The organism is Acidovorax sp. LjRoot194, assembly GCF_964253015.1.
GTDB lineage: Bacteria > Pseudomonadota > Gammaproteobacteria > Burkholderiales > Burkholderiaceae_C > Acidovorax.
Window position 1 is genome coordinate 4,537,742 of sequence record NZ_CAXUQB020000001.1, and the last position, 11,763, is coordinate 4,549,504.

Annotated in this window: 11 protein-coding genes; 6 read left to right on the forward strand and 5 right to left on the reverse strand. The window is 65.9% G+C overall.

Annotation, left to right across the window (positions count from 1 at the left end; translation table 11 throughout):
- The first annotated feature begins 62 nt into the window (after positions 1–62).
- On the forward strand, positions 63–947 hold the full coding sequence (locus ACSQ3N_RS20620) for a hypothetical protein (RefSeq protein WP_056167921.1): 885 nt from the start codon (positions 63–65) through the stop codon (positions 945–947).
- 77 nt (positions 948–1,024) lie between these two features.
- On the opposite strand, the gene ACSQ3N_RS20625 is transcribed toward ACSQ3N_RS20620, so the two are convergent.
- Positions 1,025–1,873 (reverse strand): SirB1 family protein, encoded by an 849-nt coding sequence (locus ACSQ3N_RS20625; RefSeq protein WP_436147314.1) that lies wholly within the window; start codon positions 1,871–1,873, stop codon positions 1,025–1,027.
- Between the two features lie 82 nt (positions 1,874–1,955).
- Positions 1,956–3,521 (reverse strand): murein biosynthesis integral membrane protein MurJ, encoded by a 1,566-nt coding sequence (murJ, locus tag ACSQ3N_RS20630; RefSeq protein ID WP_056416930.1) that lies wholly within the window; start codon positions 3,519–3,521, stop codon positions 1,956–1,958.
- A gap of 198 nt (positions 3,522–3,719) precedes the next feature.
- Here murJ and rpsT point away from each other — a divergent pair, with 198 nt between their 5' ends.
- Both rpsT and ACSQ3N_RS20640 read left to right on the forward strand, forming a co-directional pair.
- On the forward strand, positions 3,720–4,022 hold the full coding sequence (gene rpsT / locus ACSQ3N_RS20635; protein WP_056167912.1) for a 30S ribosomal protein S20: 303 nt from the start codon (positions 3,720–3,722) through the stop codon (positions 4,020–4,022).
- A gap of 246 nt (positions 4,023–4,268) precedes the next feature.
- Entirely contained in the window at positions 4,269–5,456 is a 1,188-nt protein-coding gene (locus ACSQ3N_RS20640; protein ID WP_436147315.1) for an AAA family ATPase, read from the forward strand.
- 19 nt (positions 5,457–5,475) lie between these two features.
- Here ACSQ3N_RS20640 and ACSQ3N_RS20645 read toward each other — a convergent pair whose 3' ends face one another.
- Positions 5,476–5,796: a DUF3579 domain-containing protein gene (locus ACSQ3N_RS20645; RefSeq protein WP_056167907.1), complete on the reverse strand. Its 321-nt coding sequence runs from the start codon at positions 5,794–5,796 to the stop codon at positions 5,476–5,478.
- A gap of 271 nt (positions 5,797–6,067) precedes the next feature.
- On the opposite strand from ACSQ3N_RS20645, the gene ACSQ3N_RS20650 reads away from it, so the two are divergent.
- The 3 genes from ACSQ3N_RS20650 to ACSQ3N_RS20660 are packed head-to-tail and all read left to right on the forward strand — an operon-like array spanning position 6,068 to position 8,898.
- Positions 6,068–7,264: an aspartate aminotransferase family protein gene (locus ACSQ3N_RS20650; protein ID WP_056416922.1), complete on the forward strand. Its 1,197-nt coding sequence runs from the start codon at positions 6,068–6,070 to the stop codon at positions 7,262–7,264.
- A 14-nt stretch (positions 7,265–7,278) separates the two neighbouring features.
- Entirely contained in the window at positions 7,279–8,205 is a 927-nt protein-coding gene (gene argF, locus ACSQ3N_RS20655; protein WP_436147316.1) for an ornithine carbamoyltransferase, read from the forward strand.
- A 12-nt stretch (positions 8,206–8,217) separates the two neighbouring features.
- Positions 8,218–8,898 carry an HD domain-containing protein gene (locus ACSQ3N_RS20660; RefSeq protein WP_056167898.1) on the forward strand — a complete coding sequence of 227 codons (681 nt, stop codon included), beginning with the start codon at positions 8,218–8,220 and terminating at the stop codon, positions 8,896–8,898.
- A 29-nt stretch (positions 8,899–8,927) separates the two neighbouring features.
- On the opposite strand, the gene ACSQ3N_RS20665 is transcribed toward ACSQ3N_RS20660, so the two are convergent.
- Complete coding sequence (locus ACSQ3N_RS20665; RefSeq protein ID WP_436147317.1) at positions 8,928–9,335, reverse strand: N-acetyltransferase family protein; 408 nt, start codon at positions 9,333–9,335, stop codon at positions 8,928–8,930.
- A 196-nt stretch (positions 9,336–9,531) separates the two neighbouring features.
- Entirely contained in the window at positions 9,532–11,712 is a 2,181-nt protein-coding gene (locus tag ACSQ3N_RS20670) for a TonB-dependent receptor plug domain-containing protein (protein WP_162241079.1), read from the reverse strand.
- Positions 11,713–11,763 lie beyond the last annotated feature (51 nt).

Below are 11,763 nucleotides of genomic sequence, written 5' to 3' on the forward strand. Positions count from 1 at the left end.
TGTCTACAATCGCGCCCCTTGCCCGCCTCCGATTCGCACTCCCCAGCCCAGCCCTGCCTGCCATGAACATCGTCGTCAACGAAGAACTCAAAGCCTATATCGAACCCCTGACCCCCGACGAGCACGAGGCCCTGGAGCGCAGCATCCTGGCCGAAGGCTGCCGCGATGCGCTGGTGCTGTGGGGCGATGTGCTGGTGGACGGCCACAACCGCTATGGCATCTGCCAAAAGCACGGCCTGCCCTTTCAGACCGTGCAGAACCCGCGTTTTCAGTCGATGGAAGACGTCCACCTGTGGATGATCGACCAGCACCTGGGGCGCCGCAGCGTGTCCGACTTCCAGCGCGGCGTGCTGGCGCTGCGCAAGCGCGAGATCATCGCGGACCGCAAGGCCCGCGCCACCACGGCGGACGAAACCACTGAGTCGGCCGCCAATGCCACAACCGATGCGTCCGCAGCCGCCCCCGAAGCGATGGCCGCACTGCCCGCGCCCGACCCGTTGAGCAGCCGCGAGGCCATCGCAAAGGCCGCCCGGCTGAGCAGCAGCCAGGTGGTGATGATCGAAAAGATCCAGAAGCAGGCCGCGCCCGAGCTGGTGGCCGCGGTGAAGTCCGGCACCATCTCCATCAACGCCGCTGCCGCCGTCGCCACGCTGCCTGCCGAGGAGCAGGTGGCCGCCGTGGCGGCGGGCAAGGACGAGCTCAAGCAGGCCGCCAAGCGCGTGCGTGAACTCAACAAGCGCAAGCCCAAGGAAGACGCCCCGTTGCCAGAGGCCGAAGGCGCTGACGCCGATACTGGTGCAGGCGCTGGCGCAGGCGCAAGCTCAGGCGCTGATGAACTGCAGGCACTGCGCCACCGCGTGGCCGAACTCACGGCTGAGAACACCGAACTGCGCCGGCAGCTGTTTCAACTGCAGGCGGCCCTGCCAGCAGACGGCGCGCCGTTCTAGGCACGGGTTTCGTTCGGCGCTGACCCCAGGGTGCCCGGCGCGCAGGCGGCAGGTCTGCCTGCCTGCGCTGCTGCAGGTCAGCCCGCGCTGCGCAAGGCGCTCAGGCGGTCGGAGATCAGGTCGATGTCAAGGCCGTCCTCGACATGGTCGAGGTAGGTTTCCAGGTCCACCACGGCCTCCGCAGTATTGCCGCGTTCGGCATGCGCCAGGCCCCGGTCGCGCCACTCACCCCAGGACTGTGGCTGCAGCACGATGAGGCGGTCCAGCACGCAGATCAGGCGCTGCCAGTCCTGCTGGGTGCGGTGCACCTCCTTCAGGTTGCGCAGCATGCGCGCAATGATGTCGCGCGGTGTGGCGGCCTGCAGGTACAGGCCCAGCGGCACGTCGTAGTCGTCCACCAGGCCGCTCTGGCGCTTGTAGGGCTCCAGCCGCTCGGACAGCTCCTCGCGGCTGAGCGACTGGCCCGAAATCGGGTCGAGCACCACCTGCCCCTTGGGCAGCAGTACCTTGACCATGAAGTGCCCCGGGAAGGCAATGCCACGCGCGTGCAGGCCCAGGCCCTGGGCCAGCTCCATCCACAGGATGGCCAGCGAGATCGGAATGCCCCGGCGCGTGCGCAGCACGGCGTTGAGGTAGCTGTTCTCGGGGTCGTAATAGTTGTTAATGTTGCCGGCAAAGCCCAGGTCGGCAAAGAAGAACTGGTTGAGCGTGCGCAGGCGCTGCAGCGCGGGCGCATCGACCGGCAGGCGGCGCTTGGTGCGCGCGAGCAACTGGTCCATGTCGCCCAGCAGCAGCTGCACGTCCATTTCGGGGTACTCGTCCTGGGCGAGGCTGGCGGCGGCTTCCAGCAGCGGAAAGTGGTCGTCGCTCTGCACCAGCGATGCAAAGTACTCGAGCGAGGTGGGCACGGAAAGACTCAGGGGCATGGCGTTGTTGTAAGTGCACCCTGCCCTGGCGTCAAGCTGCACAAACCCAGGTTTTGCCAGGCTGTTACCAGCATCACCGGCATCAGCGCCGCAGCAACTGGCGCAGCTTGAGCCCCGCCGCCCACAGCGCGCCGAAATACAGCGCGGCAGCGGCCGCCATGAGCGCCGCCAGCAGCCCTATGCGCCGCAGGGTCTGCCCCTTCATGTCCACCCAGTCGAAATGCTGCGAGCCCCAGAGCAGCAGCACGGCCAGCAAGGCGCTGGCGGCAATCACCTGCAAGGCGAACATGCCCCAGCCCGGCAGCGGCTGGTAGCTGCCGCGCCGCAGCAGGCCGATCAGCAGCCACAGCGCGTTGACCAGGGCCCCGAGGCCAATCGACAAGGCCAGGCCCGCGTGGGCGATGAAAGGCACCAGCGCGATGTTGAGCAACTGCGTGATGACCAGCACGGCAATGGCGATCTTCACGGGCGTGCGCACGTCCTGGCTGGCGTAGTAGCCGGGCGCCAGCACCTTGATGGCGACGATGCCGATCAGCCCGGCGCCGTAGCCCGACAGCGCGAGCGCAATCTGCCCCACATCGTCGTCGGTGAGCTTGCCGTAGTGGAACAGCGTGGCCACCAGCGGTGTGGAAAAGGTCAGCAGCGCCACCGCGCAGGGCACGGCCAGCAGCACCACGATGCGCAGGCCCCAGTCGAGCATGGCCGAGTACTTCTCGGCATCGCCCGCCGCCTTGGCCGCCGTGAGCTGTGGGGTGAGCACCACGCCCAGCGCCACGCCCAGCAGCGCGGTGGGGAATTCCATCAACCGGTCCGCATAGAACAGCCAGGTCACGCTGCCCGGCGCCAGGTACGAGGCGATCTGCGTGTTGATCATGAGCGAGATCTGCGCCACCCCCACGCCCAGCACCGCCGGCCCCATGAGCGTGAGCACGCGGCGCACGCTGGGGTCGGCCCAGGCGGCACGCACGGTGCCCCAGGTGACGCCGATGCGCGGCATGAGCCCCAGGCGCACCAGGGCCGGTATCTGCACGGCCAGCTGCAGCACGCCCCCCAGCATCACACCGCCGGCCATGGCGTAGATGGGCTCGATGCCGCGGGCCTCCAGCTGCGGCGCACCCAGCCAGGCCGCGGCGATCATGCACACGTTGAGCAGCACGGGCGATGCGGCGGGCACGGCGAAGTGCTTCCAGGTGTTGAGGATGCCCGCCGACAGCGCGACCATGGACATGAAGCCGATGTACGGGAACATGAAGCGCGTCATCAGCACCGCTGCGTCGTAGGCCTCGGCGTTCTGGCGCAGGCCGCTGGCCAGCGCCCATACCAGCAGCGGCGCGCCGACCACGCCCAGGATGCATACCAGCAGCAACACCCAGGCCAGGGCGGTGGCCACCGCGGAGATGAGCTTGTGCGTGGCTTCCTCGCCCTGCTGCGTCTTGGCGGTGCCCAGCACCGGCACGAAGGCCTGGCTGAACGCCCCTTCGGCAAACAGCCGCCGGAACAGGTTGGGGATGCGGAAGGCGACCTGGAAGGCGTCGGTCAGCGCGTTGGCCCCGAACATCGAGGCCATGAGCAATTGGCTCATGAGTCCCGTCACACGGGAGGCCAGGGTCAGCAGGGAAACGGTGGAGGCGGCTTTGAGCAATGACACCGCTGGAGTGTATTCCCCCTGTGCCGCTGCGCGGCTTCACCCCAGTGGGGACGCATCGGGCGGCACGGCCAAGCCCACGCCCTGGGTGCGCAGTCGATGGCGCTGCGCCGGTTTTTGAGTGCGGTGGCAGCTGAAACCCGGTCTGGGCTATAATCGCGGGCTTTGCTGGCATCATCCTCAGACTCAAGGAACTAAATCATGGCATCCGCTAAACCCAAGAAGAAGAACCCGCGCCTGGCGTCGGGCCGCAAGCGCGTCCGTCAGGACACCAAGCTGAACGCAGCCAACACCTCGCTGCGCTCCAAGTACCGTACCGCTGTCAAGAACGTCGAAAAGGCTGTTCTGGCTGGCGACAAGACCAAGGCGACCGAACTGTTCGCCAAGATGCAAGCCGTGGTGGACTCCGTGGCCGACAAGGGCATCTTCCACAAGAACAAGGCTGCTCGCGACAAGAGCCGTCTGTCTGCCAAGGTGAAGACCCTGGCTCTGGCAGCCGCTTAAAACTCATTTTCCGCCTGATTCACTTCAGGCAAACAGCCCGAACGGCATGTGCCGTTCGCCGTTTGTAACGGGTGCGCTGCCAGCAAACGAAAAAACCGCCTTCGGGCGGTTTTTTCGTTTCCGAACGTTTTGCGCCGGTTTGGCGCTCCGTATCCAAAGCCGTCGCTCCAGAATGCACGTTATCAGGCTTTACGCCAAATTATGGATTGATCATAATTATTGGAATTTCATAAAAATCCATAAACCATGACGTTCCGCCGCACCGCCCTTGCCGAGCAGATGGCCACGCAGTTGCTCAGGCCCTCGTTCCTGGACACGTCCCTGCGCTCCGGGCTGTTCCTGTCGGGCCAGCGCCGGGTGGGCAAGACCACGTTCCTCGCGACCGACCTCATCCCTGCGCTCGAGGCGCTGGGCGCCATCGTGGTCTATGTGGATTTGTGGAGCCAGCCCCAGGCCAACCCGGCGGACCTGGTGCACGAGGCCATCCGCAAGACGCTCAAGGAGCTGCAGACGCCCGGCTCGGGCATCTTGAAGCGCCTCCAACAGGTCGCCAGCGTCGAAGCCGGGGCGGCGGGGTTCAAGTTCGGCTTCAAGCTGGCCGACGTGGGCAAGGACGACGGCACCACCCTGGCCCACGCCTTCGAGGCACTGATCGACCAAGCCAGAACGGACGTGGTGCTCATCATCGACGAGGTGCAGCACGCACTGGGCAGCGCCGACGGCGACCACCTGCTGCACGCGCTCAAGGCCGCGCGCGACGCCATCAACACCCGCCCCGACACCCCTGGCTACTTCTTGTTCATCGGCACCGGCTCGCACCGCGCGCGGGTGCAGGAGCTCACGCTCAAGGGCAACCAGGCCTTCAACGGCGCGGTGACCAACGAGTTTCCGGTGCTGGGGCGGGACTTCATCGACTACGTGCTGGAGCAGGTCCGCCCGCAGCTGGGCGCCATGCTGCCTTCGGCCGACATCACCGAAGCCGCCTTTCGTAGCATGGGCAGCCGGCCCGAGGAGCTGATGAAGGCGCTGAACGTGCTGCGCAGCCTGCCCGCCGATGCCCTGCCGGACGAGCACCTGCCCACCATTGCCCAGTCGCTGGGCGCCGCAGCGGCCGATGTGGAGCTGCAGAAGGTGGAGGCCATGGGCCCGCTGGCGGAGGCGGTGTTCTCGCGCATCTGCAGCATCGGCGGCGACGTGAAGGGTGTGTTTACCGGCGAAGCGCTCAAGGCCTACGCGGTGCAGATCGGCCGCGATGTCACTGCCCAGGAGGTGCAGGGCATCATCGGCATGATGACCTCGGCCAACCTGCTCATGCGTGTGAAGCACGGCCACTACGGCGTGACGGACCCGTTCGTGGAAAAAGCCTGGATGAACAGGCTGCAGGCAGACCATTTGCTGCGCGCGGGCCCTGCGGGCAGCAACGCCCAGCGCTGAACCCCGGCGCTGCGCGGCTTCAGCCCTTGGGCGGCGGGTCGGGCAGCAGGCAGGCCTCGGCCACCTGCAGATCGTTGTCGCGTGCGAAGTTGATGACGAAATCCCAGGCCATGGGCTCGTGGTCGCGCAGGTCGCGGTGCACCACCACGCATTTCACGCCGTTCATCGTGGTGGGGATGCACCAGGGCGAATAACTCAGATGGCTGCCAGGCCGCGCTCCGCCAGGGCGAAAGCTGCTCATCACCCCGGCCAGCCGCTCGGCCCAGTCACTGGGGCGAAAGGTCTTCCCGTCGTGGGTGATGCCCTGGATGAAGACTTCTTTGGAGGAGGGGGAAACCATCGGGGGATTGGAGTGGTAGTAAGGGCGCCCCAAGGCAGGATCACTGCATGCTGCACCGCAACGCGACATTCTAACTCTTATATAAGAGCTACCCCTCTAATCCACGGCCGGCACCGGGAATCAGGCCCGGACTGCTGCCAACGCACGGCATTGCAGTAATGCGCAATCGTCAACAGCCGTTCACCGTGCTCCCCCTAGAATCGTGCTTCGCTTTCTCGGGCTTTGATCCCAACAGGGCAGCCCATTCACCGCACCGTCAGGAGATTTCTGCATGACCGCTACCACCCCGGCAGCTTCGCCCCACGTGATGAACACCTATGGCCGCGTCCCCATCGCGCTGGCCCGCGGTCAGGGCAGCCGAGTCTGGGACGTCAACGGCAAGGAATACCTGGACGGCCTGGGCGGCATCGCCGTGAACACGCTGGGCCACAACCATGCCAAGCTCGTGCCCGCGCTGCAGGACCAGCTCACCAAGCTGATCCACACCTCCAACTACTACCACGTGCCGCTGCAAGAGCAGCTCGCCGCCAAACTGGTGGAGCTGTCGGGCATGCAGAACGTGTTCTTCTGCAACTCGGGCCTCGAAGCCAACGAGGCGGCCCTCAAGATCGCCCGCAAGTTCGGCGTGGACAAGGGCATCGCCAAGCCCGAGATCGTGGTGTACGAGAAGGCGTTCCATGGCCGCTCCATCGCCACCATGTCGGCCACCGGCAACCCCAAGATCCACAACGGCTTCGGCCCACTGGTTGAAGGCTTCATCCGCGTGCCGCTCAACGACATCGAGGCCATCAAGAAGGCCACCGAAGGCAACCCCAACGTGGTGGCCGTGTTCTTCGAGACCATCCAGGGCGAAGGCGGCATCAACGGCATGCGCATCGAATACCTGCAGCAGCTGCGCAAGCTGTGCGACGAGCGCGGCTGGCTCATGATGATCGACGAAGTGCAGTGCGGCATGGGCCGCACCGGCAAGTGGTTCGCCCACCAATGGGCGGGCATCGTGCCCGACGTGATGCCCCTGGCCAAGGGCCTGGGCTCGGGCGTGCCGATCGGCGCGGTGGTGGCCGGCCCCAAGGCCGCCAACGTGCTGCAGCCCGGCAACCACGGCACCACCTTCGGCGGCAACCCGCTGGCGATGCGCGCCGGGGTCGAGACCATCCGCATCATGGAAGAAGATGGCCTGCTGGCCAACGCGGCCAAGGTGGGCGACCACCTGCGCGCGGCGCTGCAGCGCGAGCTGGGCAGCCTGCCGGGCGTCAAGGACATCCGCGGCCAGGGCCTGATGCTGGGCATCGAGCTTGCCAAGCCCTGCGGCGCCCTGATCGCCCGCGCGGCCGAGGCTGGCCTGCTGCTGTCCGTCACCGCCGACACCGTGATCCGCCTGGTGCCGCCGCTGATCCTCACCACTGCCGAGGCCGACGAGATCGTCGCCAAGCTGACCCCGCTGGTCAAAGCCATCCTGGCTGAATGAAGAGCAAGCACGCCATGACGCTGAAACATTACCTGCAGTTCAACGACCTCACCGCCGACGAATACGCGTACCTCTTCGAGCGCGCCGCGCTCATCAAGAAGAAGTTCAAGGCCTACGAAAAACACCACCCCCTGGTGGACCGCACGCTGGCCATGATCTTCGAAAAAGCAAGCACCCGCACCCGCGTAAGCTTCGAGGCCGGCATGTACCAGCTGGGCGGCTCCGTGGTGCACCTGACCACAGGCGACAGCCAGCTGGGCCGCGCCGAGCCCATCGAAGACAGCGCCAAGGTCATCAGCCGCATGGTCGACCTGGTGATGATCCGCACGTACGAGCAGGCCAAGATCGAAAGCTTCGCCGCCAACTCGCGCGTGCCCGTCATCAACGGCCTGACCAACGAATACCACCCCTGCCAGATCCTGGCGGACATCTTCACCTTCATCGAGCACCGCGGCGCCATCAAGGGCAAGACCGTGGCCTGGGTGGGCGACGGCAACAACATGGCCAACACCTGGCTGCAGGCAGCATCGCTGCTGGGCTTCAAGGTGCATGTAAGCACCCCGCGCGGCTACGAAGTGGACGAGAAACTGGCCGCTGGCGCCCGCGGGATCAGCGCGGGCAGCTATCAATTCTTTAGCAACCCGCTCGAAGCCTGCCAGGGCGCGGACCTGGTCACCACCGACGTGTGGACCAGCATGGGCTACGAGGCCGAGAACGAAGAGCGCAGATTAGCCTTTGCCGACTGGTGCGTGGACACCGAGATGATGGCCGCCGCCAAGCCGGATGCCCTCTTCATGCACTGCCTGCCCGCCCACCGCGGCGAAGAGGTCGAAGCCGATGTGATCGACGGGCCGCAGTCGGTGGTGTGGGACGAGGCAGAAAACAGGATGCACGTGCAGAAGGCACTCATGGAGTACTTGTTGCTCGGGAAGGTTGCCTGAGCGGCAAGTCCCATGCCCTGGCGCCGCCAACCAGCCCACAGCGCCGAACTGCAGGCGCACTGGAACGCACTGGGCCAGGCGCTGGGCCGCGACACCCACACTTGGCGCGCCGAGGGCCGCCGCCTGATCCTGAGTTGGGCCCACTGGCCCCGTGCGTACCACGACACCACACACATGTGGGCCTGCCTGCGGCATCTGCAGGCCGTGCAAGACCAGCAGCCCGACGCCCTGCAAGACCCCCATGCTGTGGCCCTTGCGCTGTGGTACCACGATGCGGTCTACTGGCCGTGGAGCAAGCACAACGAGGAACGCAGCGCTGAATGGGCCGCGCGCTTTCTGCGCAGCCAGGGTCTGCCCGAATCCATGGTTGTGCGCGTGCACCAGCACATCCTCGACACGCGGCACTGCCCCGGTGCGTTGACCGGCGATGCACAGTGGGTTGTCGACATCGACCTGTCCATCCTCGGCCAGAGCGATGCGGTCTACCGCCAGTTCGAGCGCAACGTGCGGCGTGAATACTTCTTTGTCCGCTGGCCGCGCTACGTGGCGGGCCGCAGCGCGGTGCTGCAAGGGTTTGTGGACCGGCCGCGGATTTATGGCTCGGAGTGGTTCCACGAGCGCTATGAGGCACAGGCGCGCGCAAACCTCCAGAACGCCTTGCAAGCTCTGTCCGCAAGCCGCTTGTACGGCTGAGCAGGTCACAGCGCCGCCCCGCGCAGGGCTCAGTCCAACCGCAGGCTCATCAGCGCAGCGTCGAAGTACACCCCGTCAAGACACACTGCCTCCGGCTCCACACCGTATGTTGAGAAACCCAGCGACCGGTACAGCTGGGCCGCCGCATCGTTGGGCAAATACATCATGAGATTGATCCGCCGCGCACCTTGAGCGCGTGCGTGCTCAATGGCCCGCACAACCAGCCTGCGCGCAAAACCTCGGCGTCTGAACCGTGGGGAAACAAAAGTGCCCCACAACAATACTTTGTGGCGAGACGATGCGAATTTGCTCTGCCATGCCACGGCTGCTGTCCCCGCCAACACACCATCGCAAAAGACTCCGAACACGGCATTCGGCGCCGGATACGCCAGTTGCTCCCTGAAGCCGTCCAGAGAGCGGCTCAGTTCTTCTTCCAACGTGAGACCCATGGGTATCGGGTTGTCCGCTGTCAGTTCGCGGCGCAGCGACGAAAACACCTACGCATTGGCAGCAGACAGCTGCCGCATTTCGATCAAAGCGTTGGAGGCATCCATGGTTTCAATGGGATCAATAGACATTTGGGATTAAGCCGCTCAGCTGCCAGTGAGGGGCATGACCTGCTGCCGGCGACGATCAGAACTGCGTGCCCACCGTCAGGTACACGCGCTGTGTCAGCTGCATGCTGCTGGTGCTCAGTAGCGGCACCGGGCCCGATGCATCTACGCGGTCGCGGCGAAAGCGCGCGTCGCCTACGTTGTAGATGCCGAGACGCCAGTAACCCAGGCCTCGCACCAACTGCCCCACGTACACATCCAGCATCGCATGGGCACGGCTGCGACCCGCCAACACCGGGTCGACATTCTGATCTGCAGGCCCGGTCATCGACAGCGTGGCGCCGCCGTACCAACCGCCTCCGCGCGGCATAGGGCGGGCTGCACTCAACGTGACGATGTAGCGGGCTTGCCCGGGAATGCGCTGGCCCTCGTTGCGCCCACTGGTCATGCGCGACTGCAGCAGGCTGGCGTTGGCAGACAGCGTCCAGTCGCTGGCCAGCCCCAGCCAACCCAGGCCGGTGCGGGCGTCCGCCTCCAGGCCCCAGACCATGGCGTCGCCCACGTTGCTGCGCTGCTCCACCCAACGCGCGCCCTGTAGCTGGAGCGTGGGCGCGAGCGCATCGCTCACCCTGCGCACGAAAACGTTCAAGCCCATGTGGCCCGCCGCCAGCCGGCGCTCGAAGCCTGTGTCCAGCGTCCACGTCACTTCAGGGCGCAGGTTCGGGTTGCCAACGGTATCGGGGTTGCTCAGGCTGTTGCTGCCCTGGCTGGGAATGGTCCGATCGACCAAGTCCCACACGCGGGGCAACTGCGTCACGCGGGCCAGGTTGGCGCGCCACTGCAGGTCGTCGGACAGCGGTGTGCGCGTGTGCAGCGAGGGCTGCAAAATGTTCCATTGCCTCTGGCCCGCCACCAGCGAGCTACCACCATGGAGCGTGACCTGCTCGCCCCGCAGCCCGAGGGTGAGCGTGGTGTTGGCGGGAAGCTCCCATTCGTTTTGCCCCCACAGTACGGCGCGGCGGATTCCAGACTCCAACGCAGTGTTCGACTGCAAATCGCCACTCGCTGTAGTGCGGACGTGCAACTGACGGTCTTCCAGCTGCGCACCCACGCTCCAGAGCAAAGCGCTGGTGGTGCCGGTGAGCTTGGTACTCAGGCTCACCAGGTCCTCCCGCCGGTCATCCAGAAAGCTGTAGCTGTCGGTCACTGCAGCGGCCCCCGCCATTCCCGCAGCGCGGACCAGCGTTCCATCGCGGTCCACGGTGTCGCTCGCCCGGCTCGCAGCCAGCGTAGTTTCGAGCTTGCTGGCGGCAAAGCGGTGCGTCCAGTCGGCCGCGGCCTGCAGGTAGCGGCGCTCGTAGCGGTGTGCTTCCTTTGAACTCAGCGCATAGGTTCCATCACCGCTGCCCACGCCGACCGACTCGCCGGCAAACTCGCCCCGGCTGAACGTTGCGCGCAGCGTAAGCTGGTCTTCCGCGCTCAGCCGACCGCTGACGCGCGGGACCAACGCATAGTCATTGCGTCGATAGCGAGCGCTGGTGTCCGACTGGGCGACTTCTGCACCCGCACGCTGCGTGCTGCGGTGGGTGTCCGAGCCCAGCAGCAGCCCTGTGGCCGACGCGGCCACGAAGTACGACCACGGCGGGCTGTGCGCTGCATCACTCTCATCGCCAGCCTGTGCCGGCGTGGCGCCGATAGGACCCGTGCGCGAGAAGAAGGCCTGGCCCGCATTGCGCCCCCACACATGGTTGTCCGTCAGGCGCAGCACCGTCTCGCGCTTGACCGTGGCTTGGCGCAGCACGATGTTGATGGTGCCGCCCGTAGCGCCTGAGAATTCCGCCGTGGGCGCGCGCACCACCTCGATGCGCTCGATCAGCTCTGGCGGCAGTTGGTCGATGGGCAACTGCGATCGCTTGCTGCCTACGCGCTGTCCATCCACCAGCAACTGGGTCGCGCCACGGTCCATGCCGCGCATGCGAATCTCCACACTGCCGTCCCCTGACGGCGTCACCTGCACGCCGGGCAACTGACGCAGCACATCGGCCACCGAGAAAGCGCCCATCTGCTCGATGTCATTGCGGTCCACCACCACCAGCGAGCCCGCGGCAAAGAAGCGCTGCTCGAGCGAGCGGCGCGCCGTCACCGTCACGCCCTCCAATTGCGGGGGCGCGCCCGCTCCCTCGGCCTGACCCTGGGCCCACGCAGCATGGCCCGCCAGACAAGTCATCCACATCGCGGCATGGCGCTTGATTTTTCTCATACCTACCCTCCTCCGGTCATTGTCCAGCGCGTGTCTTAAGCGCAGCCAAAG

Excerpts from the sequence above, each read along its gene's own strand:
- ACSQ3N_RS20660 (WP_056167898.1), top strand. The coding sequence starts at position 8,218 with ATGCCCTGGCGCCGCCAACCAGCCCACAGCGCCGAACTGCAGGCGCAC.
- ACSQ3N_RS20670 (WP_162241079.1), bottom strand. The coding sequence starts at position 11,712 with ATGAGAAAAATCAAGCGCCATGCCGCGATGTGGATGACTTGTCTGGCG.
- argF (WP_436147316.1), top strand. The coding sequence starts at position 7,279 with ATGACGCTGAAACATTACCTGCAGTTCAACGACCTCACCGCCGACGAA.
- ACSQ3N_RS20645 (WP_056167907.1), bottom strand. The coding sequence starts at position 5,796 with ATGGTTTCCCCCTCCTCCAAAGAAGTCTTCATCCAGGGCATCACCCAC.
- rpsT (WP_056167912.1), top strand. The coding sequence starts at position 3,720 with ATGGCATCCGCTAAACCCAAGAAGAAGAACCCGCGCCTGGCGTCGGGC.
- ACSQ3N_RS20650 (WP_056416922.1), top strand. The coding sequence starts at position 6,068 with ATGACCGCTACCACCCCGGCAGCTTCGCCCCACGTGATGAACACCTAT.
- ACSQ3N_RS20620 (WP_056167921.1), top strand. The coding sequence starts at position 63 with ATGAACATCGTCGTCAACGAAGAACTCAAAGCCTATATCGAACCCCTG.
- ACSQ3N_RS20625 (WP_436147314.1), bottom strand. The coding sequence starts at position 1,873 with ATGCCCCTGAGTCTTTCCGTGCCCACCTCGCTCGAGTACTTTGCATCG.
- ACSQ3N_RS20640 (WP_436147315.1), top strand. The coding sequence starts at position 4,269 with ATGACGTTCCGCCGCACCGCCCTTGCCGAGCAGATGGCCACGCAGTTG.